The following is a 22,323-nucleotide window of genomic DNA, read 5'->3' on the forward strand; positions in this document are numbered from 1 at the left end:
CCGCGCGCCGCGGCTATGCCGGATCGCCGCGGCGCAAGCGGGCAAAGTCCACGGGACGCTTCTCCAGGAAGGCGGCGATGCCCTCCGCGGCTTCTGCGCCGCCCTGGGCCACGGCCATCGATACCCGTTCCGCTTCGAGCTGGTCATCGAGCGTGCGTTCGTGCGCATGCCGGCACAGCGCCTTGATCGAAGCCAGCGCCTGCTGCGGGCCCTGGGCAAGCCGCGCCGCCAGCGCGATCGCCGCCGCGCCGGCCTGCCCCGCCTCCACCAGCTGGTTGACCACGCCGAACTGCTGCAACTGCTCGGCCGTGATCCGGTCGCCGCTCAACGCGAGCTGCGTCAGCACCTGCCGCGACAGGCTCTGCGCCAGCAGGCCCGTGATGCCGCCATCGGGTGTCAGCCCCACTTTTACATAGGCAATCGAGAAGGCCGCGCCGGCGGATGCCACCAGCAGGTCGCAGGCCAGTGCCAGCGAGAAGCCCGCGCCCGCCGCGCCGCCCTCCACCGCTGCGACGATCGGCTTGGGAAAGTCGCGCAGCTTGCATACGACGTCGTGCAGGTGCCCCAGCTTCGCGATGCGCTCGTCGTAAGTCAGTTCGCGCCGCTTGCTGATCAATGTCAGGTCGCCGCCCGCACAGAAGTAGTCGCCGGCGCCGGTCAGCACGATAGCGCCGATCGCCGGATCGTCCGCGGCGGCGGCCAGAGCGGCGCGGATGTTGTCATAAAGATCCGCCGCGATGGCGTTGCGCTTGCCCGGATTGTTGATGGTGAGCACGCGCACGCTGCCTTCGGTGCGTTGCAACAGGGAGGAAAAATTCGTCATGTCGTGATTCTTGATGGCTTGAGTGGGCGGACGCGGTTCAGGCAGTAGCCTGGCTGGCAGCGCGCTGGCGCTCGTAGACCTGGAGGTGGCAATAGGCCGTGCGGCTCAACGGCAGCTCGTTCCCGTGGGCGGCGGCGCGCCGGATCAGGTCGCCGACGATGGCGTCGGCTTCGATGCGTGGCGCGCCCTGCGCAATGTCCCGCATCATCGACGCGGCCCAGGTCGAGGTTTCGTCCAGCAGCCGTGACTGCATGGCGGCCGCAACGGGTTCGGGAATGGCATGGCCGCACAGTCGCGCCACCGTGCGGCATTCGGCCATTGCATCGAGCATCAGCCGGCGGCCATCCTGCGTCTTCATGATGTCCGCCACCGAGCCGCGCATCAGGCATGTCATCACTGCCCCGGCGGCGATCATGGCCCATTTGTTCCAGAGTTCCTGCCCGATGGCGCCCGATATTTCACGCGTGCCCGCCGCTCGCGACAGCAGCGCGTGGAATTCCGCGGCAATTGCCGACGCCTGCGCGGCACGCGACCCGATCACGAGCCGGTCCATGCGGCCGGCGTGCATGACGGTTCCGTCCGCCGCCAGCGTGGTCGCAATGTAGGCGACCCCACCCAGCACGCGTTCCCTGCCAAAGCACTGGTCGAGCGAGTCATAGGCGCCGAGCCCGTTGAGCAAGGGCAGCACCGCGGTGTCCCGGCCCACGGCGGGACTGACCGCCCGGATCGCGTCGGCCAGGTCGTAGGTCTTGCATGCCAGCAGGATGAGGTCGTACTGCGCGTCTACCTGGCCCGCCAGCGCGGTCCTGACCGGGCGATGGAAGTCGCCGAGTTCGCTGCGTATGGCAAGGCCGTGGCGTTCCAGCGCCTGTGCGCGGCCGGGCCGCACCAGGAAGGTGACGTCCGCGCCCGCCTCGATCAGCCGCGCGCCGTAGTAGCCGCCCATGGCGCCGGCGCCGAGTACCAGTATCTTCATGGTGCCTCCCGACTACGCCGTGCCGCCGGGACGGCACTGCACCACCAGGTTGACGACGCCGGCCTGCACCGCTTCGTCATGCTGGTTGAAGGTCGTGATGCGCACCTTGACGATGCCCTGGTCAGGACGCGATTTGGACGTCCGCACCTCCAGGATCTCGCTCTCGACACGCAGTGCATCGCCGGGCCGCACCGGCCTGGGCCAGCGCAGCTCCTCGAAGCCCGCGCCGATGATGCCGCCCGCGGGCCGGAGCTCGCCGTCGACCAGCAGGCGCATGGTCAGCGCCGCCGTGTGCCAGCCGCTCGCGGCCAGGCCGCGGAACAGCGTGTCGCGGGCAGCGGCTTCATCGAGGTGGAACGGCTGCGGGTCGAACTCGGCAGCGAAGGACTTGATCCGCTCGGGCTCGACGGTCAGCCGCCCCGAACCATATTTCTGGCCTGGCGCCAGATCCTCGATAAATTGGATGTTCATGGTTTGCTCCTCCAGGTGTTGATTGCGACGGCAACCGACGGATCAGGCCAGGGCCTCGAGCGCCAGCGCGATTCCTTGTCCTCCGCCGATGCACAGCGTGACGATGCCGCGCCGGATGCCGTCCGCGCGCATCGCATGCAGCAGGCGCGTCGTCAGCACCGCGCCGGTCGCGCCGATCGGGTGGCCGTGGGCGATCGCGCCGCCGTCGACATTGATAATGTCGTGGGGCAAGCCCAGTTCCGCCGCCACGGCCAGCGGCACGGCGGCAAAGGCTTCGTTGATCTCGATGCGCTCGATGTCGCCCAGCGCCCAGCCGGCGCGCTGCAACGCCTGCCGCACCGCCGGGACGGGACCCAGGCCGAACATGCCGGGCTCGACGGCGCCGACCCCGTAGGCCACCAGCCGGCCAAGCGGCTCCAGCCCGCGGGCTTCGGCCAGCGAACGCTCCGCCACGATCATGGCCGCGGCGCCGCTGTTGAGCCCGGGAGCATTGCCGGCGGTGATGGTGCCGTCGGGGCGGAACGCCGGCTTGAGCCGGCCGAGCGCCTCCAGCGTGGTATCGGGCCGGTTGGCTTCATCCACCTCGAAAGACGTCGTACCGCCCTTGCCCTTGACCGCCACGCCGGCGATCTGGCCGGCGAACCGGCCGTTCGCCTGTGCCCGCGCGAAATTGCGCTGCGAACGTTCGGCCCAGCGATCCTGCGCCTCGCGGCTGAGCTCATAGCGGGCGGCAAGGTCCTCGGTATGCCATCCGGAATGCTCGCCCGAGAAGGCGTCGTGCAGTCCGTCGTACAGCATGCTGTCACGCAGCACGGCATCGCCCATGCGCTGGCCCCAGCGGCCGGACGTCATCAGGTAAGGCGCGCGGTCCATGTTCTCCATGCCGCCGGCGACGGCGATGTCGACATAGCCGAGGCGCACCTCGTCGGCGGCCGTGGCGATCGCCTGCGCGCCCGAGCCGCAGACGCGGTTCACGGTCATCGCCGGAACCGACACCGGCAGCCCCGCGCCGATGGCGGCCTGCCGTGCCGGATTCATCCGGTTGCCGGCCTGGATCACATTGCCGAACACCACGCTGCCGACCTCGCCCGGATCGATACCCGCGCGTTCCACGCTGGCCCGGATCGCCGCGGCGCCGAGTTCGGTTGCCGCAATGGACTTCAATGAGCCGTTGTAGGCGCCAATGGCGGTCCGCACCGGCTGACACAGCACGACATCTCTTGCATGCATTGCTTTCTCCCTGCCAAAAAACCAATGATCAATCGGTCACACGCGCTTCAGTCGTGGCGCCCTGCGGCAAACGCCCGGCGGCCGGCTCCTGAAGGTTGCAATACGTATTGCCTGCCCGCGAACAGGCCACGCCGGTGTCACGCGGGCGCTCATTGCCAGCGTAGGCCAACGTCGCCCCGCCCGCGATCAGCGCGGCACACAGCACTCGTCTGAACAGAACGGCTTTCATCGCTGCCCCCATCAATGCGCATCCGCCGACGGGCCCTTCGGCGCCCCGACCTTGCGCATCAGCGGCACCATCGCCGTGGCGATGACGAAGCAGACCAGGATCACCAGGAACGCATCGCCGAAGGTCTGCGTCTGGGCCTCGCGCCAGGCCAGCCCCCACAGTTGCCTGAGCGCGGCGGTATGCGCATCGAGGGCGTCGTGCCCGGCCGCCACGAACTGGTCGGTGAGCCCTTGCAGCACGCTGCCCATGGCTTCATTGCGGATATTCAGGTGCTCCGCCTCGCGCAGGAAATGCATGTTGCCGCGGTCGTTGAGCACGGTCGCGCACGCCGCGATGCCGATGGCGCCGCCCAGGTTGCGCATCAGGTTGAACAGGCCGGAGGCCAGCTTGAGCCGCTCCGGCGGCAGGCTGCCCAGCGTCAGGGTCACGGTGGGCGCCACGGCAAATTGCTGTGCCATGCCGCGCAGCGCCTGCGGCAGCAGTAGCTGCGCGGCGCCCCAGTCGTGGGTGATGGGCGCAAAGAACCACATCGATACCGCGAACATCGCCAGCCCGGCCATCATCAGCCAGCGCAGGTCGACGCGGTTGGCGAGGAAGGCATAGAACGGGATCGAAGCCATCTGGAACACGCCGGTGGAGAACACCGCCAGCCCGATGTCCAGCGCGCTGAAGCCGCGCACCCGCCCCAGGAACAGCGGCGTCAGGTAGATGGTGGCAAAGATGCCGATGCCGGTAACGAAGGAAAAGAAGCAGCCAAGTGCGAAGTTGCGATCCTTGAGCGCCCGCAGGTCGACGATCGGGTTGGCGTAGGTCAGCGTGCGCCAGATGAAGGCCACGCCCGACACGCCGGCGATCCACGCCGTCGTCAGGATCACGTCATCGTCGAACCAGTCCCAGCGCGGGCCTTCCTCCAGCGTGTATTCCAGGCAGCCCAGGAACAGCGCCATCATCACGATGCCAAGGTAATCGGCTCCGCGCACCAGCGACCAGTTCGGCCGGTCGACCTTGACCAGCAGCGGCACCGCGATGGTGACGAAGATGCCCGGCACCAGGTTGATGAAGAACAGCCAGTGCCACGAGAAATGATCGGTGATCCAGCCGCCCACCGTGGGCCCGAGCGTGGGCGCCAGCGAAGCCAGCCCGCCGACGGTGGCCGCGGCGATCACGCGCTGCGGGCCGGTGAAGAACGCGAAAGCCGTGGTGAACACCATCGGGATCATCGAGCCGCCCAGGAACCCCTGCAACGCGCGGAACACGATCATGCTGTGGATATCCCACGCCACCCCGCACAGCAGGCTGGTCACGGTGAAGCCGGCCGCCGAGGCGGCGAACAGCCAGCGCGTCGACATCACGCGCGACAGCCAGCCGGACAGCGGAATGACGATGATCTCGGCGATCAGGTAGCTGGTCTGCACCCATACCGTTTCATCGGCGCCGGCCGACAACGCGCCGCCGATATCGCGCAGCGACGCGGAAACGATCTGGATGTCCAGCAAGGCGATAAACATGCCCACGCACATGGTGCCGAAGGCGAAGACCTTGGCGCCGGTGGACATCGCGTCCGGCGTCGTCGCCACGGCGGCCGCAGGGGTGGTCACGCTGGCCGTCGTCATCACTGCACCCGCGGGGTGGTCTGCGTGGCGGGATTGGCGGGATTGGTATCGACCTGCGCGATGACCGACAGGCCCGGGCGCAAGACCCCCAGCCGGGCGTCCTGGTCGTCGAGGCGGATCCGCACCGGTACGCGCTGGACGATCTTGGTGAAGTTGCCCGTAGCGTTCTCCGCCGGCAGCACGCTGAACTGCGCTCCGGTGGCGGGCGCCAGGCTCGCGACCCGGCCATGGAAGACGCGTCCGGGCAGGATATCGGCCTCCACTTCGACCGGCATGCCAGGGCGCATATGGGCCAGCTGCCCTTCCTTGAAGTTCGCGTCCACCCACAGCCCGTTGGCCGGAACGATGGAAAGCAGCTGGCTGCCCGCACCGGCAAAGGCACCGACACGTGCGCGGCGGTTGCCGACGGTGCCGTCCACCGGGGCGCGCAGCTCCGTATAGCTGAGATTGAGCCTGGCGATATCGCGCTCGGCGCTCGCCTGCGCCAGCGCGGCCTCGGCCTGCTGCTTCTGCGTGCCGATGACCTCAAGCTGGCGCTGGGCCGCCAGCAGCGCAGCGCGCGCCTTGTCGCCATTGGCCTGCGCCTGCTTGTAGTCGGAGTCGGCTTTCTGCGAGCTCTGGATCGAGACGGCTGCCTTGGCCACCAGGCTGGCGTAGCGGACCTGGTCGTCGTGCGCCCGCACCGTGTCGGCATTGGCCGCCGTGATGCCCGCCCTGGCCTGCGCGATCACCGCCTCCTGCAGCCGCGCGGTGGCATCCAGGTTAGCCAGCAGCGCCTTCTGTGCTGCCACGGCGCCTTCGGCCCTGGCCAGCGCCGCGCGATAGTCGCGGTCGTCGATGCGCACCAGCACGTCGCCGGCGTGGACCGACTGGTTGTCGGTCACCGCGACTTCGGCGATGTAGCCGCCGACCTTGGCACCGATCACCGTGACATCGCCGCCGACGTAGGCATCGTCGGTGCTTTGCAGGTAACGGCCCGACGTCCACCAGTGGTGGCCATAGCCGATGGCCGCCAGGCCCGCGACAACCAGCGCGCCGGCCACCAGCAGCCGTTTGGGACTGGTCCTGGATTTCGACTGGGGAACGGGTTCGGTACCTGTCCGTTCGGTCAGCGTATTGCTACTCATGGCACTTCCTTTCTGCTTGCTGCGCTTGGCTTTCGGGGATCTGCGCCGCCTGTGGCGCGGCTGGGTCGGGAAATCGGGTGGTCGGTAAATCTGGAAAGGAAAACGGGATCAGGCTTCGGCCGAGCGGCACAGCCGCTGGCGCACGCGCTCGCTGGCGGCGGGGCCGGGCGTGATGTGGTAGTCGGCGCCGGTGACCGGGCTGCCGGTGGCAGGGTCCACCAGCACCGGTTCCACGCGAGCGCCGGTGCGCCGGTCCGCCAGCTGCACGCTTTCGCCTTCGGGCGCGAGATGCTTGTTACCCCACGCCAGCATGGCCAGCAGCACCTGGCGGAAATCACGCCCGCGTTCGGTCAGGATGTATTCGGAACGCGGCGGCCGGTCGCAGTACTGGCGACGCTCCAGCATCCCTTCCTCGACCAGCGAGTTCAGCCGGCGCGTGAGCATATTGGGAGCGATCGCCAGGTTCTGCTGGAACTCGTCAAAACGGGTCACGCCATAGAAGGCCTCGCGCAGGATCAGCACGCTCCAGCTGTCGGCAACGCGGGCCACGGTGCGTGCAATGGGACATGGCATTTGATCAAGGGGCTTTTTCGGCATGATCGGCGTCCTCTGAGAATCTAGTTGCTTTCAATTTGAAAGTTAGTCTAGAGTAGTCACTATCATCATGCAAGTTAGTTTTTCGGTTGTGCAGTATCCGCCGCTGTCGAGTCGTTGAAGGTCGCCGTTGAAAGGTGTTAGCAATGCCGCAAGATCCCTCCCGTTCTGCCCTCCATCCCACCACGCGCTCCCGTCTGCAGCGCCCCGGCGCCGGCATCGCCCCCCGCGCCGTGCCGCTGCTGCTGGCGGCCGCGCTCGCCGCCTGCGCGGTGGGGCCCGACTACCAGACTCCGTCGTCGGATCTGCCGGCCGCCTACCCGCACGCCGCGGCATTGGAAGCCCGCGAAGCCACCCGCGAAGCGCCGGCGCTCGACAGTTGGTGGCAGGGCTTTGACGACCCCGCGCTGACCCGGGTGATCCGGCGTGCGCTGGAACAGAACCTCGACCTGGCAGCCGCCATCGCGCGCGTCGACCAGGCGCGCGCGGCGGCGCAGTACGCCGGCGCCGCGCTGCTGCCCGAAGGGTCGCTGTCGGGCAGCGTTGTCAAACAGCACCAATCGCTGGAAGGACCGCTGGGCAGCCTTGCCAACAGCCGGCCGGGCTTTGACCGCAACAGCACGGTGTACAGCGTGGGCGCCGGTGCGAGCTGGGAGATCGATGTGGCGGGCGGCCTGCGGCGCGGCGCCGAGGCGGCCAGCGCGGAAGCGCAGGCCGCCGAAGCCGAGCACATGGGCGTGCGCGTGCTGGTGGCCGCGGAAGCCGCCGATGCGTACTTCCGCGTGCGCGGCGCGCAGCAGCGCATCGCGATCGCGCAGCAGCAGGTGCGGACCAATGCCAGGCTGCTGGAACTGGTGCAGTTCCGTCTCGCCGACGGCGTTGGCGCGGAACGCGAACGAGCGCAGGCCGAAGCACAGCTCGCACAGACCCGCGTGACCATCCCGCCGCTGCAGATCGAGCTGGAGACGCAGCTGAACCGCCTCGACGTACTGATGGGCGCGCATCCGGGCACGTATGCAGCCGAACTGCTCGCGCCCGTCGAACGCGCCACGGTCCCGCAGATTTCCGTGGCGCAAGGCCCCGCCAACCTGCTGCAACGCCGCCCCGACGTGATTGCCGCCGAACGCCGGCTGGCAGCATCGAGCGCCCGCATCGGCGTGGCCACTGCCGAGTACTACCCGAAGCTGTCGCTGTCGGCGCTGCTCGGGTTCGAAAGCCTTTCCGCCGGCAAGCTGTTCACCGCCGCCGCGTTCCAGCCTGCCGCTGCCGCGGGGCTGCGCTGGCGGCTGTTCGACTTCGGGCGGGTGGACGCCGAGGTAGCGCAGGCCAGGGGCGCCAACGCCGAGGCGCTGGCCACCTACCGCAAGGCGATGCTGCGCGCCACCGAGGACGTGGAAAACGCGATCATCGCCCTGACCCAGCTGGAATTGCAGAGCAAGGACCTAGCCGTGGAAGTGGCCGCGCACGCGCGCGCCCGCGGCGCGGCCGAGGATGCCTACAAGGGCGGCGCCGTCAGCCTGTTCGAAGTGCTCGAAGAAGATCGCCTGCTGCTGGCCGCGCGCGACCAGCAGGCGCGTGTGCGCGCCGACAATGCCCGCGCGGCGGTGGCAACGTTCCGCGCGCTGGGTGGCGGCTGGTAGTTTGCATGTCCCGGCCTCACCGCCTCAGCCGAGCCTGAGCTGCGCCTCCAGCCCGCCGCCCTCGCGATTGCGCAGCGTCAGCGAACCGCCGATCGCCAGCGCCAGCTGGTGCGCAATGGCCAGGCCCAGGCCGGTGCCGCCGGTCTCGCGGTTGCGCGATTCCTCGAGCCTGACAAACGGCTGCACCACGGATTCAAGCTTCTCCGCCGGGATGCCGGGGCCGCGATCGAGCACGCCGATCACCACCACCGCGCCATCGCGCCGCACGCTCAGCTCCGCCGCCCCGCCGAACTTGATCGCGTTGTCGGTCAGGTTGGTCAGGATGCGGCGCAGCGCATGCGGCCGCGTCATGATGGCGCCGCCGATGTTCTGCAGGATCGTGACGGCCTTGCCGGTGTCCTGGTAGTCGTAGACCAGGCTCTCGACAAATGACCCGATGTCGATCCGCGATGCCTTCTCGCCGTCGCCATGCATGGCGCGCGCATAGGCCAGCCCCTCTTTCACCAGCGTCTCGATCTCGGCGAGGTCGTGCACCAGCTTGCGCTTGTCTTCGGAGTCCTCCGCCATCTCGGCGCGCAGCCTCATGCGCGTGATCGGCGTCTGCAGGTCGTGCGAGATCGCCGCCAGGATCTGCACGCGTTCCTCGACAAAGCGTGCGATGCGCTCGCGCATGGCGTTGAACGCGCGCGCCGCACGCACCAGTTCCGTCGGACCGGTCTCGGCCAGCGGCTTGCCCGCGGCGTTCGGGTCGAGCGCGTCGGCGGCATTGGCCAGCGCCACCACGGGACGCAGCGACAGCCGTACGGCCAGCCAGCAGCACAGCACCAGCAGCAAGAGCTGCAGCACCAGCACATAGGGCAGCCATTGCGCGACGGGTGGCGGCTTCGGATGCACGTCGATGGTCAGGGGGCTGCCATCGCTGAGGGTGAGGTGCGCCTGCAGGCGTTTGCCTTGCCCCGGGATCGACTCGACCCTGACGGGAAAGCGGCCGCCGCTCGCCTCGGTGATGCGATCGGCGATCTCCTGGGCCTGCTCGCTCATCTCCGGCATGCCTGGCAGACCCGGCCCCAACACATATTGGTAGTTGCCGCGATTGACGTACCGTAGCCACTGCGGCCGCTCCGCCGCGGGCAAGCGGTCGAGGATGGCGATCGACGTGGACACGTCGGTTTCCAGCGTGCCGAGCATCACCTGGCGCGCGGTGATGTAGCGCTCCCCAAACAGCACGCCGAACGACAGCCCATGGGCCACCACGAGCCCGGCCAGCAAGATCAGGAACAGCCGCGAGCCCAGCGTGCGGGGCCACGGCAAGGCGCGGAGATTCACTGCCGGGCCTCCCGGATCTCGACCGGCACCGAGAACACGTAGCCCTCGCTGCGCACGGTCTTGATGTAGCGGGGCTCGCGCGCATCGTCCCGGAGATGCTGGCGCAAGCGGCTGACCAGCAGGTCGACCGAGCGTTCGAACATTTCCGCCTCGCGGCCTTGCGTGAGGCTGAGCAGCTGGTCGCGGTTGAGCACGCGCTGCGGATGGTCGACAAACACGCGCAGCAAGCGGTATTCCGCGCCACTGAGCGCGACGATGATGCCATCGCGGTCGATCAAGTGCCGCGCCGTGGTGTCCAGCTGCCAGTCGCCGAACGCCAGCAGCTGGCCCGCTTCGGTGATCTGCAGGTTGGGCGGCAGCATGCGCGTCCTGCGCAGCACCGCCTTGATGCGGGCCAGCAACTCGCGCGCCGCGAAAGGCTTGGGGAGATAGTCGTCGGCACCCATTTCGAGGCCGAGAATGCGATCGGTCTCGTCGCTGCGCGCGGTCAGCATCAGGATCGGGGTGGTCTTGTGCTTGCCGGCTCGCAGTTCACGACACAGCACCAGGCCATCGTCGCCGGGCATCATCACGTCCAGCACGATCAGGTCGACGGCGTTGGCTTCCAGGATCGAGCGCATTTGCCGGCCATCCTGCGCTACGGTCACGCGCAGGCCATTCTTGGTCAGGTAGGTCGATACCAGCTCGCGGATTTCCCGGTCGTCATCGACAACCAGGACATGGTCGACGTGTGCATCCATCTCTATCCCCTCAGAAAAGTCAGGTGAACCGCCAGTCTGCGTCGACGCCATTGTATGGGTGGCGGCAATTCTCCGTGTATCTCACTGTATCCGGCGCAGCACACGCCACAATCCGGTACATATCCCGTTGCCTCCCGTACCGCACCCTCCCTCCCTGCATGAGCGCGCCGCCGGTGGCGATGGCAGAAAAGGTTGCATCTACGACATTGGCGCCATGCCATTGTGCCCCTACTCTTCAGTTCACGCAGCCGGCCATTCCGGCCACGGCTTCCACCCTCCTCCCCAGCACCCCGGAGCTCAGACATGACGACTCACATCCACGCCGGCACCGCCGTCATCACCGGCGCCTCGTCCGGCATCGGCGCGATCTATGCGGATCGCCTCGCGCGCCGCGGCCACGATCTCATCCTGGTGGCGCGCAATCGCTCCCGCCTCGAAGCGCTGGCCCGCCGCATCAGCGACGATACCGGCCGCTCGGTCGAGATCGTGACCGCGGACCTTGGCCAGGCTGCCGATGTCCGCCGCATCGAAGAACTGTTGCGCAGCGATGCCAGCATCACCACCCTGGTCAACAATGCCGGCGTCGGCGCCGCGGCACCGCTGGAGGTCTCGGACGTCGACAAGATGCAGGCGATGATCGAGCTCAACGTCACGGCCCTGACCCGCCTGACTTATGCCGCCGCGCCGGCATTCGTGGCGCGCGGCGAAGGCACCATCATCAATATCGCGTCGATCGTCGCGGTGGCGCCCGAGATCCTGAATGGCGTCTATGGCGGCACGAAAGCGTTCGTGCTGGCCTTTACCCAGTCGTTGCAGCATGAGCTTGCCGGCAAGGGCGTGCGCGTGCAGGCCGTGCTTCCCGGCGCCACGCGGACCGAGTTCTGGGACACCGCCGGCCATTCGGTCGAAAACCTGCCGCAAGGCATCGTGATGAGCGGCGACGACCTGGTCGATGCCGCGCTGGCCGGGCTTGACCTGGGTGAAGTGATTACCGTGCCATCGCTGCCCGACGACGCGGACTGGAAGGCGTTCGAGGCTGCACGTGCCGCGCTCGGTCCCAATCTGTCACGTGACCGGCCCGCGGCCCGGTACGGCGTGGCGCGGTAGTTCACTGGCAGTTCTCTGGCAGTTATCCCGGGGCGCCGGATCGGCGCTCCCCGGCTGAGAAGGCTGGAGGCGGGTGTCACAGGCGACGCCCGGTACGTTTGAACAGGTCTCAAATGCTATGAAACTCATCACGATTTCTTTGCTCGCTGCAGCGCTGATGGCTTCGAGCCTCGCTTTCCCGACGCATGCGCAAGCAGCCGATACGAACGCCACCAGCCGCGCCCTGACCCGCGAAGCCGTGCGCGCCGATCTCGAAGCCTGGCACCGCGCCGGGCTGTCGGAGTACCGGCTTGGCGACCGCGCTTCCAACTTCGAAAACGCCGAGTATCAGAAGCGCCTCGCGCTGTATCAGCGCCTTCAGGCCGAACAGGCGACCGCCACGGCTCGGTGAGCCTGCGACGCACGGCGCCCAGGGCTTGCGGTTATGGACAGCGCACCTATCCTTCATCCGTTTACTTCGCATGCGAATTATATATATACTTCGCACGCGAACTTCATTCCGATGCTTGCACGGCATCCTGCCATCCCGCAACTCACCCGGAGACCGACCAATGACCCCCGAAATCCGCATTGACCTCACCGGCGGCGTGCTGACCATGACGCTTGCCCGGCCCGACAAGAAGAACGCCCTGACGAACGACATGTATGGCGCACTCGCCGACACGATCGAGCAGGCGCAACAGGACCGGCGTATCCGGGTCCTGCTGGTCCAGGGAGACGGGGACATGTTCACCGCCGGCAACGACATCGGCGAATTCGCCGCGATCGCGGCGGGAAAGCACGGCGGCGAACGCCACGTGCATCGCTTCCTGCACGCCCTTGCCAACTCGACGGTACCGACTGTCGCCGCCGTCAACGGCAAGGCCGTCGGCGTCGGAACTACCATGCTGCTGCATTGCGACTACGTCGTGCTCGGCCAGGATTCGCAGTTGATCACGCCTTTCGTCAACCTGGCGCTGGTTCCCGAGGCGGCATCGAGCCATCTGCTCCCGCTGCGGATCGGCCACGTCAGGGCCTTCGAGATGTTCGCGCTGGGCGAGCCGCTCGACGCGCAGACCGCGGTGGCCTGGGGCATCGCGAACAAGGTCGTCGGCAATGACCAGTTGCGGCCGGAGGCGCGCCGCATGGCCGAGAAGCTTGCCACCCGGCCGCCGGGCTCGCTGAGCGCCATGAAAAAATTGATGCGCGATGCGGAAAAACTGGTGTCGCAGATGCACAGCGAAAGCGCCAGGTTCGAGGAGCGGCTGGCCAGTGCGGAAGCCAGGGAAGCCTTCCAGGCTTTCGCCGAAAAGCGCAAGCCGGACTTCACCAGGCTCGACGGGCAGTAAGCCGGCTGCCTCGCGTCCTCGATTCGGCGCCGCTGCCCCGGGTTACTCCTGATGCTCGTCGGCGGCCGGAAATTTCGTCTGCAAACTGCCCAGCCAGCGCGCCACTACGTCGATCTCGTCCGGGGTGAAGCCCTCGGTCAGCCTGGCATTCAATACCTTCATGCTGGCCTTGGAGCGCAGGCGCGCCTTGCGCCCCGCTTCCGTCAGCCACAGGCGCGATGCACGGCGATCGCTATCGTCCGGCCGGCGCTCGATCAGGCCGGCCCGTTCGGTCCGGTCGGCCAGCCCGCTCATCCCGGGTGCGCCCAGATCGAGTGCCGCGGCGGCCTCGCTCATCAGCGCGCCATCATTCCTGCCCAGAAAGAACAGCAGCCCGGCCTGGGCGGATGTCACGCCACCGGAGGCAATGCGCGCTTGAGACCACCGCTGCAGGCGCCGCTGGCCCACGTTCAACAGGTAGACGAGGCGAGGTTCCATGTGTTCGGCGGCATTGTGAATTTGTTCGCATGCGAATATATCATGGGCCCGCCCGGCAACGGCGTAGCCGGCCGGAAGGCGCACGCGACCGCATCCGGCGCAAACCGGATACGATCGGATGCGATTGCGATGCCATCACGGCATTTCCGCACTCGCCGTGATTGCGGGTAGCAGCGCTAGCGCGCCAGGCGTCCCTGCAGCACATTGCTGATGCCACCGCCCAGCGCGCCGAGCACCCCCGCCGCGACCAGTCCGGCCAGCAACGACGGAGTCGGAGGCTGGCTCGCGGCAAAGAAGCTGATCAGCCCCAGAAAGTAGGCAAGCGGGTTGTTGATGCCGGGCAAGGCCCGCAAGCTGAGCACGAGCACCACATCGGCGAATACAGCAAGCGGCGTAGCAAGGTTCCCGACGTGCGGGGACAGCCATCCGATCAGCAGTGCCGTCCCGGCGCCAAACACGATGCCGAGCAGGAGTGCCACAAGATTCGCCAGGCCTTCGCGCACCGTCTGGCCGCGCGAGTTGTAGCCGACCCAGCCAAGGAACATGGCCCAGGCCGGCAACGCCGCGGCAAGCGTCACGAAAGTTGTCACTGCGGCCACCACGGCCCCGACCAGCGTAATGCCATGGAACGTGCCCGGCGAAATTGCCATGGCGGCAGGAGTGCTGGTGTTCGACATGGATTTCCTCCTTCGGTGAGTGGGACCGCCTGGCGAACGCAGGCGGATCCCCGGGTCTTCAGATCAGTTTGGTTTCGACATGGATGTTGCCGCGCAGGGCCTTCGAATACGGGCAAGTCTGGTGCGCGGTATCCACCAGTGCCTGGGCCACGTCGCGCTCGATGCCGGGAATCCGGACATTGAGGCGGGCCTGCAGCAGGTAGGCTTCGCCGGCCGTGCCCAGGTCGACTTCCGCGTCGACGGACAGGTCCGACGGCAGCCTGACCTTCATCTTGCCGGCAGCCAGTCCGATCGCGCCGATAAAGCATGCCGACCATCCCGTCGCCAGCAATTGCTCCGGGTTCGTGCCGGATCCGCTGGACCCCGGCGACGACAACTGCAGGTTCAGGCGGCCGTCATCGCTACGGGCTTCGCCGTTGCGGCCACCCGCGGTGATATGGACCTTGCCGGTGTACAGCACATTTTCGATGCGGGTCATGATTTGCTCCTTGATAGACGGTGATGGCGTGGGTCAGGCGTGTGCGCCGTCGAGATAGGGGTCGGCACTGCGCGCCGGTGCCGCGGAGACGCCGGTGCGGTCCAGGCCGGCCAGCATCCGTGCGCCATCGGTGAAGGGATCGAAGCTGCGGGCGCCGTCGCTGTACGCGCTGCGCGGCTCCTGCACCGAACGCGCCCCTTCGCTGTACGGGTCGCGCGCATCCAGCACCGAGCGGGCGCCGTCGGTGTACGGGTCACGCGCGCCCACATGGGACAGGCTCGCGGCCTGGGCACCTGCCGCTGCGGCGGTCAAGGCGATGGCCAGTACGAAACGGCGGGCGATGTTGGTAGTCATGATTGGTTTCCTCAAGAATCGACGTTGAACTGTGAGCGCCCGGTGCTTGCTTTCGCTGGATTTCGGCGCCGGGCCACGGAACGTATTTAAGGAGACCGGTGTATCGCGCGTGTAGTGCAGGGAGGCCGATGCTGTCACCAAGCGTATCGCCCCGGCTGCGCAATACAAAGACATACAAAATCGCTGTCAGGTCCTGATCTGGCCTGGGCCTGATGCGCCCACTGGTAGCGGGTGCCGATGCCGCCCAACGAAGTCGTCCACGACCGCTGTTGTCGCCCCGGCGCCATCCCGGCGCCGGCAGAGGTCTTTCAGTTCAGCGCCGGAACCACAGCAGCGACAGCCCGCACGCCGCCGCCAGCAGCACGGCCGAGGCCGCCGCCAGCAAGGCGCCGATCTCGATTGCCCTGCGCTCGAGCACGAAACGGGCGCTCAGCCGGCGATACACCTGCGTCAGGTCCGCGGCCGAGCCTGCCTGGAAGTACTCGCCGTCAGTGAGCGCCGCGACCGCGCGCAAGGTGGGCTCGTCCAGCTGCATGTAGAAAGACAGGCCAGACACTGCCGCACCCCCGTCCTGCGGCATGCCGAAGCCCACGGTGTAGACGCGAACGCCGCGCTGGGCCGCCATGCGCGCGGCGTCCAGGGGGTCCGGGCCGGTGGTGCGGCGGCCGTCGCTGAGGAGGATCACCGCACCGTGCCGGTAAGAGCCCGGCAGCGCCGCCGGCTGCTCCAGGTCGCGCTTGCGGACGGCGTCCGCCGCCGCGGCCTCTGTCATCGATCTGCCACCCGGCCCGGGGGCGAGCGACTCGCCACTGAAGAGGATCGCTTCCAGGTCGATGCCATCGTCGGGAAACAGCATCGCCAGCGCCTGGATCAGCCCGCTGCCTGTCGCCGTGCCGCGCTGGAGCTGGAAGCGGTCGATCGCGTCGATCATGTCCTGCCGGTTGTCGGTCGGGGGCAGCACCACGGTCGCCGTGGCGGCAAAAGAGACAATGCCCAGGCGCACGCTGGCCGGCAGCCCGACGATAAGATCCCGCGCAGCCTGCTGGGCCGCGCTGATCCGGGTGGGCGCGACATCGGTGGCCTCCATGCTGCGGGAAGTATCCATGGCCAGCACCAGGGTGATGGTGTCGGACGGCAGCGTGACGGTCGCCGTAGGACGGGCGCAAGCCAGCAGCGCCGCGCCCAGCGCGAGCAGGAAGAGCAGCGGCGGGATATGACGCCGCAGCCGTTGCCTGCGGCCCAGCGCGGCGCGCGGCAGCGCAAGGCTGGAATACAACAGGGCGATTTTCTTGCGCCGCGCAAGCAGGTACAGGTAGGCGGCTGCCAGCAGTGGGAGCAAGAGCAGCAGCCATAGCATTTGCGGCCAGAGAAACTGCATGCCCTGCTCCTTGGCGCGTGGGTAGGACGATGTTACTACTGTAGCTTCCCGGGCGGACCGGATCCCCGAGCGATCAGACCGGGTAACCGGCAAATGCCATTTACCGCACAATTTCATCCACGGCAAGGCTTACGCGCCCGCCAGGCATCCAGGCGCTGGCTAACGACCCCACCCGCAGAATCGCTCGAGCAGTTCCGCCTCGGTTTCATGGACTTCAACCGGCAGGCTGCTTGCGCCGGCAAACGCCAGATAGCGGGCGCGATGCTGGCCGTTTCGAAACGACACCACGCCTTCACTGGCAATGCCGATCAGCCCGGATAGCGTACGGCGGCGCCGGGTTGTGAACGTTACATAGGGGACTTCCGGAATCCGCTCCTGGCCGGGCGCCAGGAACTCGCAAATGCCGCGCACCATGCCCGCATGCCAGTACTGCGCAGCCTGAAGGACATAGTCCGTGGTATCGCGGTCGGCGCAGGCGAGCAGTTTCGCCAGGTTGATCACGACCACCTTGTGGCGCGAGTCGGGGGCATCGAAACCGCATTTCATGCGGGTGAACGTGTAAGGACTGTGACCGGGGATAGGAACTATCCAGTTCCCGTCAGGACCCCGTTGCACCTGATCTTCTGACAAGGCGACTCCGATTTCTTGTTATCCCGGCGCTTCGCCGGGGCCGGATTCGATGCGGCGCGGCTTCAACCGCCGCTGCCGTGCTATCCGTATGCCCTGGGATTATGCGTCAGCGCCAGGCCCTTGTGAACTCGCCAGTCACACGCCCCGCATCAGCGTCCGCAACGTCTGCCGCTTGCCGGGTAGGGGTATGCCCCAACGTGTCGCCAATCAGCAATTCAAAGTCGCAGCAACACAAGCGCGACGCGCCCAAGGCATCAGACACTCGCCCAGCACCCTGATCCTGCATGTCAGGGTTGCCGAGCATCACAAGAATGAAACCAGAACATGGGCCAAGGAGGAACGAGTAGATGAAAAGAACGATGATCGCCCTCGCCGCGATGGTTGCGTGTGGCGCAGTCAAAGCGCAATCCAGCGTAACGCTCTACGGCGTGATGGACGTGAACGTCGAGTACGTTAATCACGTTGGTGCCGTGCCGCAGGCGAGTAACGGATTCAATCCGGGCACGGGCGGCAAAGCATTCAGACAGGACGCCGGCGGCTACTCCGGCTCGCGCTGGGGCCTTCGCGGCAAGGAAGACCTGGGCGGCGGGCTGAAATCGGTTTTCGTTCTGGAGAGCGGCTTCTCGAGCGATACCGGTACCCTGCAACAGGGTGGCCGGATATTTGGCCGCCAGGCCTTTGTTGGCGTTGAGTCGCCATATGGCCAGATTACTTTCGGCCGGCAATACCATTCGTTGTTCTCCACGCTAGCCAACTTTGTCCCGGCGCGATATGCCAGCCAGTATGAGCCTACCGGCGTGATTGCCGGTGCCAACTTCCGCCAGGACAACGCGGTGAAGTACACCGGCGTGTTCGGGGGGCTCACGGCCATGGCAAACTGGTCGTTTGGCGTGGGCACAACACTTCCGCAAGTCGCTCCCGCCCTCCCGACTGCTGGTGGCAACGGTGAAGTGCCAGGGCAGTTCCGCCGGGACACAAGCTATGGAGCAGGGCTGAACTATCTTGCCGGGCCTTTCGGGGTGGGCGTCGGCTATGACCAATGGAATCCGACGATCGGCACTGGCCACGGTACCTATAAGAAGGCTGCTGTCATGGCCAGCTACGCTCTCAATGGAACGGCGAAGGTAATGGGCGGTTATCGCTGGGGTCAGAACAAGAATCAAAATGGCACGTTGATTCAACGTGACGATTTCTACTGGATTGGCGGTCAATACCGGTTCTCACCGACTCTCGATTTCACGCTCGAGTACAACTACCAGGACGTGAAGAACCTGGGAGGGAACACTCACATTGCCAACCCCTGGCAGATTGCGCTGATTGCAGACTACGTGCTCTCCAAGCGTACCGACATCTACCTGACCACGGCCTATTCAAAGAACGCTGGCCTGGCCATGGAATCGGCGGCAAGCAATTTCGCCACCAGCCTTACGTTGAATAGTTACGCGCTCCCCAATGGCCAGACCTCGATGTTTGGCGTTGCCGTGGGTATCCGTCACGTCTTCTGAGGCCCGCATAGTGGCGACGTGTCATGCTTCTGTCGAAGTGATGGGTGGCACGTCGCCCCCCTGTCGCCCCCCTCCCGCGCCTGAACCGGATCAAGTGGCGCGACTACAGCCGCGCCTGGGGGAGCGCAGGAATGCCATGAAAGCTACGCGGCTGTCTTCCCGCCGTTCACGTGAAGGATCTGGCCCGTGATGTACGTGGACTGGCCGGATGCCAGGAAGATGATCGCCTCAGCGACTTCTTCCGGTGTGCCGACGCGTCCGGCTGGGATCGTTGCGGCGACGGCTGCGACCCGATCCGCGCCGCCGGCAATGCGTCCGAGCATTTCCGTTTCAATCGGGCCCGGCGCCACGGCGTTGACGCGGACATTCGATTTGATGGCATCCAGCGCCGCCGACTTGGTGAAGCCCTCGATCGCGTGCTTGCTTGCCACATACATGGGATTGCGCGGGTTACCGCGGCTGCCCATCGTGGAAGAGAGGTTGACGACCGCCCCACGCTTCTGCGAGATCATCGCGCGCAGCTCGTGCTTCATGCAAAGGAATGTCCCAAGGACATTCGCATCGAAAATCGTCGTGTACGACTCGACGGTCTGCTCGACGATCGATCCCGGGGTTCCTTCCGTTCCGGCACTGTTCACTGCGATATCAAGGCATCCAAAGCGCTCGACGGCATGGCCGACAAGACGGATGACATCGTCTTCACGGCTGATATCGGCCGCGACGAAGTCCGCTTCCGCGCCCATCTGCCGAAGTTCCGAGATGAGGGCATCTCCGGCAGCGGCGTTCCGACCCGAGCAGACCAGTCGTGCACCTTTGGCTGCAAAGGCAAGCGCCGTCGCGCGGCCGATGCCTGCCGTCGCACCGGTAATCAAGACAACAGCATGAGACATGAGAATTTCCTTCGGGGGAGTGAAGAGGAGCTATTCGAGAGCCTGGGGAAGATGTTCAAGACGCGCGCATGCCCGGATGCTCAACTGGCCGGCACAACATTCGCACTGTCAGAATGCGACAGCGTTCCTGCCCTTCAGTTGAAGCATGTCACGCGCCTCGTCCGGCGTAGCCACCTCGAGGTTCAGCGATTCCAGAACACCAACGACGCGCCTGACCTGGTCGGCATTGCTCTTCGACAGGCGGCCCGGGCCGTCCCAGAGCGAGTCCTCCAGCCCCACGCGGACGTTTCCGCCCATGGCGGCGGCCATCGAGGCAATCGGCATCTGGCTGCGGCCGGCGCCGAGCACCGACCAGTAGTAGTCCTTGCCGAACAGCCGCTCGGCGGTGCGGCGCATGTGCATGACGTCCTCGGGATGCGAGCCGATGCCGCCGAGCAGGCCGAACACCGACTGGATGAAGAACGGCGCCTTGAGTATGCCGCGGTCAGCGAAGTGGGCGGCGGTATAGAGATGACTGGTGTCGTAGCATTCGACTTCGAAGCGAGTGCCATTGTCGGCGCACGACTCCAGGATGTAGCGGATCTCCTTGAACGTGTTGCGGAAGACGCGGTCCTCGGAACCCTCCAGGTAAGGACGCTCCCAGTCGTGCTTGAACTCCTTGTGCCGGGCGAGCATCGGGTACAAGCCGAAGTTCATTGAACCCATGTTCAGCGAGGCCACTTCCGGCTTGAGCTGCAACGCCGGCTGGAGGCGCTCCTCGACCAGCATGTTGGGGGCGCCGCCGGTCGTGAGGTTGATCACCACGTCGGAGCGCGCCGCGATGCGCGGAAGGAATTCACGAAAGAGCGCGGGGTCCTGGGACGGCTGGCCATTCTCCGGCTTGCGGGCATGCAGATGGACGATCGAGGCGCCTGCCTCGGCCGCGGCAACAGCCTCGTCTTCGATTTCCTGCGCGGTAATGGGGAGATAAGGCGACATCGTCGGAGTGTGGATGCCACCGGTCACGGCGCACGTGACAATAACCTTGCTCTGGGGAGCTGCCATGGTAGATTTCCTTCGTTCTCTGGCTGGGGAATGAACTGCTTCATGCGACGCCGCAAATGCTCGGGAACTTTGCCGTCGCCGGCTGTGACCACGCCCTGAATGTCGCCAATTGGAAAGTAGATGTTCCGGCAAGATATGCGTGGAAGCCGGCAGGAGACGTAGCCACTCAGAGTTGCTGAATCAGTTCCTCTGCCAGCGGCCACGGTCCATAGCCATCTGCCGGTCCGAGATGGCCCACTTCCCCGGCATCGACGAAACGGCTGCCCCAGGCCTGCGCCAGGTCGCGGATTCGTTCGAACTTCCCGAGCGGATCATTTTGGCTCGCCACTACGATGCTCGGGAATTGCAGAGGCCGCCGCGGGATAGGGATCCATCCTTCCTCTGCCAGCGCCTGCGGATCCTTGTATCCGGCCGGCAACGGACTGTCGTAGTCGGTCGGCCCGGCAAGTAGCACGCCCTGCACGGCGCGCGCCGTCTCCTGTGCCCAGTGAACCGTGATCAGGCAGCCAACACTATGTGCAACCAGGATGACCGGCCCTGCAATGCTGCTTACGACACGGTCAAGGTTGGCCACCCTGGCACTGCGCAACCGCTTGTCCTGATCAATCTGGGGCACAATGCGCACCGCTCGTCCCTGCTGCTGCAAACGCTCTGCCAGCAGCGATTGCCAGTGCTCCGGCATGTGATCGCGAAAACCGGGAACGATCACAACCGTTGGCTGATTTCCGGATGTCATGGGATTCATTCTCCTCGCTTGATTTGATGATTCGCCAGCGCAGCCTGGTCCGTCGGCGAGTACGGCCGATGGTCGGAAGTGATTCTCCCGGCCCGCTTGCGGCTTAGCAGGGGATATCGCCCACGATGCCGGCGCGCTCGAGCTTGCGCGGTGCCGGGTAGTAGTCGTTGACGGCGTAGTGCTGCGTGCTGCGGTTGTCCCAGACCGCAACGTCGCCCTCCTGCCATGCCCAGCGCACCTGGTATTCGGGAATGGTGGCGCGGCTGGTCAGGTAATTGAGCAGCAGCGAGGCGCCGGGCGACTTGTCGATGCCGTAGCGCACGTTGTCCGGGGTGCTGTAATTGGTGAAGTGCGTCGTGAACGAGGCGCCGACGAACAGGATCTTCTCGCCGGTCTCAGGGTGGGTGCGTACCACCGGATGCTCCACCGGCGGATGATCCTGGGCCAGCTTTGCGCGGTCTTCCGGGGTCATGACCGCACCGAAGCTGTGCTCGATGCTGGCCCTGGCGCGCAGGCCGTCGATCTTCCTTTTGATCTCCTCCGGCAGCTCTTCGTATGCCTTGACCATGTTGACCCAGATGGTGTCGCCGCCGATCTCCGGGCATTCGATGCAGCGCAGGACTGCGCCCATGGCCGGATTGGGACGCCACAGGCCGTCGCAGTGGTAGCTGTTCTCGTAGCTGTGCGGGTTGTCGCTGCGGTAGACCTTCACGAGGCCCGGATACCCGGGAACACTGCCGACCACCGGATGGTCTTCCAGCTTGCCGAAGCCGCTGGCGAAGGCCACGTGATCGGCGCGCGTGATCTCCTGCTTGCGAAAGAAGAGCACTCTGTGCTTGAGCAGCGCCGCGCGGATCTCGGCGAAGCGCGCAGGATCGCGCGCCGCCTCGCCAAGGTTGACGCCAGAAATCTCGGCCCCGATGGCGGGGGTGATTTGCCTGATCTTCATT

The 22,323-nt window shown here is 66.3% G+C and carries 25 protein-coding genes; 5 read left to right on the forward strand and 20 right to left on the reverse strand.

Features of this window, described 5'->3' with window-relative positions; genetic code table 11:
- Positions 1-13: 13 nt before the first annotated feature.
- The 8 genes from E0W60_RS19490 to E0W60_RS19525 all read right to left on the reverse strand — a co-directional run bounded on the left by E0W60_RS19490 (position 14) and on the right by E0W60_RS19525 (position 7,066).
- Complete coding sequence (locus E0W60_RS19490; RefSeq protein ID WP_135705315.1) at positions 14-823, reverse strand: oxepin-CoA hydrolase, alternative type; 810 nt, start codon at positions 821-823, stop codon at positions 14-16.
- A gap of 37 nt (positions 824-860) precedes the next feature.
- The gene (locus tag E0W60_RS19495) at positions 861-1,799 is read right to left on the reverse strand and encodes a 2-dehydropantoate 2-reductase (protein ID WP_135705316.1); all 939 of its coding nucleotides are present in this window, start codon (positions 1,797-1,799) and stop codon (positions 861-863) included.
- Positions 1,800-1,811: 12 nt separating this feature from the next.
- A complete protein-coding gene (locus tag E0W60_RS19500) occupies positions 1,812-2,270 on the reverse strand; it encodes a MaoC family dehydratase (protein WP_133096231.1) in 459 nt (152 codons plus the stop codon).
- A gap of 42 nt (positions 2,271-2,312) precedes the next feature.
- Positions 2,313-3,500 (reverse strand): thiolase family protein, encoded by a 1,188-nt coding sequence (locus E0W60_RS19505; RefSeq protein ID WP_135705317.1) that lies wholly within the window; start codon positions 3,498-3,500, stop codon positions 2,313-2,315.
- A gap of 28 nt (positions 3,501-3,528) precedes the next feature.
- A complete protein-coding gene (locus tag E0W60_RS19510; protein ID WP_135705318.1) occupies positions 3,529-3,729 on the reverse strand; it encodes a hypothetical protein in 201 nt (66 codons plus the stop codon).
- Positions 3,730-3,740: 11 nt separating this feature from the next.
- Complete coding sequence (locus E0W60_RS19515) at positions 3,741-5,342, reverse strand: DHA2 family efflux MFS transporter permease subunit (protein ID WP_135705319.1); 1,602 nt, start codon at positions 5,340-5,342, stop codon at positions 3,741-3,743.
- On the reverse strand, positions 5,342-6,469 hold the full coding sequence (locus E0W60_RS19520) for an HlyD family secretion protein (RefSeq protein WP_135705320.1): 1,128 nt from the start codon (positions 6,467-6,469) through the stop codon (positions 5,342-5,344). The genes E0W60_RS19515 and E0W60_RS19520 overlap by 1 nt, the downstream gene beginning before the upstream one ends.
- A 108-nt stretch (positions 6,470-6,577) precedes the next feature.
- Positions 6,578-7,066, reverse strand: a complete 489-nt coding sequence (locus E0W60_RS19525; protein WP_135705321.1) for a winged helix-turn-helix transcriptional regulator — start codon at positions 7,064-7,066, stop codon at positions 6,578-6,580.
- A gap of 143 nt (positions 7,067-7,209) precedes the next feature.
- Here E0W60_RS19525 and E0W60_RS19530 point away from each other — a divergent pair, with 143 nt between their 5' ends.
- Positions 7,210-8,703 (forward strand): efflux transporter outer membrane subunit, encoded by a 1,494-nt coding sequence (locus tag E0W60_RS19530; protein WP_240745869.1) that lies wholly within the window; start codon positions 7,210-7,212, stop codon positions 8,701-8,703.
- A 24-nt stretch (positions 8,704-8,727) separates the two neighbouring features.
- On the opposite strand, the gene E0W60_RS19535 is transcribed toward E0W60_RS19530, so the two are convergent.
- Positions 8,728-10,029, reverse strand: a complete 1,302-nt coding sequence (locus E0W60_RS19535) for an ATP-binding protein (protein WP_133096238.1) — start codon at positions 10,027-10,029, stop codon at positions 8,728-8,730.
- A complete protein-coding gene (locus tag E0W60_RS19540) occupies positions 10,026-10,769 on the reverse strand; it encodes a response regulator (protein ID WP_133096239.1) in 744 nt (247 codons plus the stop codon). Before E0W60_RS19540 ends, E0W60_RS19535 begins: the two co-directional genes overlap by 4 nt.
- Positions 10,770-11,072: 303 nt before the next feature.
- Between E0W60_RS19540 and E0W60_RS19545 the strand changes: the two genes are divergently transcribed.
- The 3 genes from E0W60_RS19545 (at position 11,073) to E0W60_RS19555 (ending at position 13,204) form a co-directional block, all read left to right on the forward strand.
- Complete coding sequence (locus E0W60_RS19545) at positions 11,073-11,876, forward strand: SDR family NAD(P)-dependent oxidoreductase (RefSeq protein WP_133096240.1); 804 nt, start codon at positions 11,073-11,075, stop codon at positions 11,874-11,876.
- A 118-nt stretch (positions 11,877-11,994) separates the two neighbouring features.
- Complete coding sequence (locus E0W60_RS19550) at positions 11,995-12,267, forward strand: DUF4148 domain-containing protein (RefSeq protein WP_135705322.1); 273 nt, start codon at positions 11,995-11,997, stop codon at positions 12,265-12,267.
- Between the two features lie 160 nt (positions 12,268-12,427).
- Entirely contained in the window at positions 12,428-13,204 is a 777-nt protein-coding gene (locus E0W60_RS19555; RefSeq protein ID WP_135705323.1) for an enoyl-CoA hydratase, read from the forward strand.
- Between the two features lie 42 nt (positions 13,205-13,246).
- On the opposite strand, the gene E0W60_RS19560 is transcribed toward E0W60_RS19555, so the two are convergent.
- The 6 genes from E0W60_RS19560 to E0W60_RS19585 form a co-directional block, all read right to left on the reverse strand.
- Positions 13,247-13,681 (reverse strand): MarR family winged helix-turn-helix transcriptional regulator, encoded by a 435-nt coding sequence (locus tag E0W60_RS19560; protein ID WP_135706276.1) that lies wholly within the window; start codon positions 13,679-13,681, stop codon positions 13,247-13,249.
- Positions 13,682-13,857: 176 nt separating this feature from the next.
- The gene (locus tag E0W60_RS19565; protein WP_135705324.1) at positions 13,858-14,358 is read right to left on the reverse strand and encodes a DUF1097 domain-containing protein; all 501 of its coding nucleotides are present in this window, start codon (positions 14,356-14,358) and stop codon (positions 13,858-13,860) included.
- A 58-nt stretch (positions 14,359-14,416) separates the two neighbouring features.
- A complete protein-coding gene (locus E0W60_RS19570; RefSeq protein ID WP_133096242.1) occupies positions 14,417-14,836 on the reverse strand; it encodes an organic hydroperoxide resistance protein in 420 nt (139 codons plus the stop codon).
- 33 nt (positions 14,837-14,869) lie between these two features.
- Complete coding sequence (locus E0W60_RS19575) at positions 14,870-15,190, reverse strand: hydroxyquinol 1,2-dioxygenase (RefSeq protein WP_135705325.1); 321 nt, start codon at positions 15,188-15,190, stop codon at positions 14,870-14,872.
- A gap of 313 nt (positions 15,191-15,503) precedes the next feature.
- Positions 15,504-16,568, reverse strand: coding sequence for a VWA domain-containing protein (locus tag E0W60_RS19580; protein WP_135705326.1), 1,065 nt, complete (start codon positions 16,566-16,568; stop codon positions 15,504-15,506).
- Between the two features lie 159 nt (positions 16,569-16,727).
- Positions 16,728-17,198 carry a plasmid fertility inhibition factor family protein gene (locus E0W60_RS19585; RefSeq protein WP_135705327.1) on the reverse strand — a complete coding sequence of 157 codons (471 nt, stop codon included), beginning with the start codon at positions 17,196-17,198 and terminating at the stop codon, positions 16,728-16,730.
- A 347-nt stretch (positions 17,199-17,545) separates the two neighbouring features.
- Here E0W60_RS19585 and E0W60_RS19590 point away from each other — a divergent pair, with 347 nt between their 5' ends.
- Complete coding sequence (locus E0W60_RS19590) at positions 17,546-18,703, forward strand: porin (protein WP_135705328.1); 1,158 nt, start codon at positions 17,546-17,548, stop codon at positions 18,701-18,703.
- A 143-nt stretch (positions 18,704-18,846) separates the two neighbouring features.
- Here E0W60_RS19590 and E0W60_RS19595 read toward each other — a convergent pair whose 3' ends face one another.
- The 4 genes from E0W60_RS19595 to E0W60_RS19610 form a co-directional block, all read right to left on the reverse strand.
- Positions 18,847-19,593 carry an SDR family NAD(P)-dependent oxidoreductase gene (locus E0W60_RS19595; protein WP_135705329.1) on the reverse strand — a complete coding sequence of 249 codons (747 nt, stop codon included), beginning with the start codon at positions 19,591-19,593 and terminating at the stop codon, positions 18,847-18,849.
- Between the two features lie 108 nt (positions 19,594-19,701).
- Positions 19,702-20,637 carry a 3-keto-5-aminohexanoate cleavage protein gene (locus tag E0W60_RS19600; RefSeq protein WP_133096248.1) on the reverse strand — a complete coding sequence of 312 codons (936 nt, stop codon included), beginning with the start codon at positions 20,635-20,637 and terminating at the stop codon, positions 19,702-19,704.
- 166 nt (positions 20,638-20,803) lie between these two features.
- Complete coding sequence (locus E0W60_RS19605) at positions 20,804-21,373, reverse strand: RBBP9/YdeN family alpha/beta hydrolase (RefSeq protein WP_135705330.1); 570 nt, start codon at positions 21,371-21,373, stop codon at positions 20,804-20,806.
- A 103-nt stretch (positions 21,374-21,476) separates the two neighbouring features.
- Complete coding sequence (locus tag E0W60_RS19610; RefSeq protein ID WP_133096250.1) at positions 21,477-22,322, reverse strand: TauD/TfdA dioxygenase family protein; 846 nt, start codon at positions 22,320-22,322, stop codon at positions 21,477-21,479.
- Position 22,323: the final 1 nt, after the last annotated feature.

It is taken from the genome of Cupriavidus oxalaticus (assembly GCF_004768545.1).
GTDB lineage: Bacteria > Pseudomonadota > Gammaproteobacteria > Burkholderiales > Burkholderiaceae > Cupriavidus > Cupriavidus oxalaticus_A.

Bases quoted from the DNA above. Each gene is read 5' to 3' on its own strand.
- E0W60_RS19490 (WP_135705315.1), bottom strand. From the start codon at position 823: ATGACGAATTTTTCCTCCCTGTTGCAACGCACCGAAGGCAGCGTGCGC.
- E0W60_RS19495 (WP_135705316.1), bottom strand. From the start codon at position 1,799: ATGAAGATACTGGTACTCGGCGCCGGCGCCATGGGCGGCTACTACGGC.
- E0W60_RS19500 (WP_133096231.1), bottom strand. From the start codon at position 2,270: ATGAACATCCAATTTATCGAGGATCTGGCGCCAGGCCAGAAATATGGT.
- E0W60_RS19505 (WP_135705317.1), bottom strand. From the start codon at position 3,500: ATGCATGCAAGAGATGTCGTGCTGTGTCAGCCGGTGCGGACCGCCATT.
- E0W60_RS19510 (WP_135705318.1), bottom strand. From the start codon at position 3,729: ATGAAAGCCGTTCTGTTCAGACGAGTGCTGTGTGCCGCGCTGATCGCG.
- E0W60_RS19515 (WP_135705319.1), bottom strand. From the start codon at position 5,342: ATGACGACGGCCAGCGTGACCACCCCTGCGGCCGCCGTGGCGACGACG.
- E0W60_RS19520 (WP_135705320.1), bottom strand. From the start codon at position 6,469: ATGAGTAGCAATACGCTGACCGAACGGACAGGTACCGAACCCGTTCCC.
- E0W60_RS19525 (WP_135705321.1), bottom strand. From the start codon at position 7,066: ATGCCGAAAAAGCCCCTTGATCAAATGCCATGTCCCATTGCACGCACC.
- E0W60_RS19530 (WP_240745869.1), top strand. From the start codon at position 7,210: ATGCCGCAAGATCCCTCCCGTTCTGCCCTCCATCCCACCACGCGCTCC.
- E0W60_RS19540 (WP_133096239.1), bottom strand. From the start codon at position 10,769: ATGGATGCACACGTCGACCATGTCCTGGTTGTCGATGACGACCGGGAA.
- E0W60_RS19545 (WP_133096240.1), top strand. From the start codon at position 11,073: ATGACGACTCACATCCACGCCGGCACCGCCGTCATCACCGGCGCCTCG.
- E0W60_RS19550 (WP_135705322.1), top strand. From the start codon at position 11,995: ATGAAACTCATCACGATTTCTTTGCTCGCTGCAGCGCTGATGGCTTCG.
- E0W60_RS19555 (WP_135705323.1), top strand. From the start codon at position 12,428: ATGACCCCCGAAATCCGCATTGACCTCACCGGCGGCGTGCTGACCATG.
- E0W60_RS19560 (WP_135706276.1), bottom strand. From the start codon at position 13,681: ATGGAACCTCGCCTCGTCTACCTGTTGAACGTGGGCCAGCGGCGCCTG.
- E0W60_RS19565 (WP_135705324.1), bottom strand. From the start codon at position 14,358: ATGTCGAACACCAGCACTCCTGCCGCCATGGCAATTTCGCCGGGCACG.
- E0W60_RS19570 (WP_133096242.1), bottom strand. From the start codon at position 14,836: ATGACCCGCATCGAAAATGTGCTGTACACCGGCAAGGTCCATATCACC.
- E0W60_RS19575 (WP_135705325.1), bottom strand. From the start codon at position 15,190: ATGACTACCAACATCGCCCGCCGTTTCGTACTGGCCATCGCCTTGACC.
- E0W60_RS19580 (WP_135705326.1), bottom strand. From the start codon at position 16,568: ATGCAGTTTCTCTGGCCGCAAATGCTATGGCTGCTGCTCTTGCTCCCA.
- E0W60_RS19590 (WP_135705328.1), top strand. From the start codon at position 17,546: ATGAAAAGAACGATGATCGCCCTCGCCGCGATGGTTGCGTGTGGCGCA.
- E0W60_RS19595 (WP_135705329.1), bottom strand. From the start codon at position 19,593: ATGTCTCATGCTGTTGTCTTGATTACCGGTGCGACGGCAGGCATCGGC.
- E0W60_RS19600 (WP_133096248.1), bottom strand. From the start codon at position 20,637: ATGGCAGCTCCCCAGAGCAAGGTTATTGTCACGTGCGCCGTGACCGGT.
- E0W60_RS19605 (WP_135705330.1), bottom strand. From the start codon at position 21,373: ATGACATCCGGAAATCAGCCAACGGTTGTGATCGTTCCCGGTTTTCGC.
- E0W60_RS19610 (WP_133096250.1), bottom strand. From the start codon at position 22,322: ATGAAGATCAGGCAAATCACCCCCGCCATCGGGGCCGAGATTTCTGGC.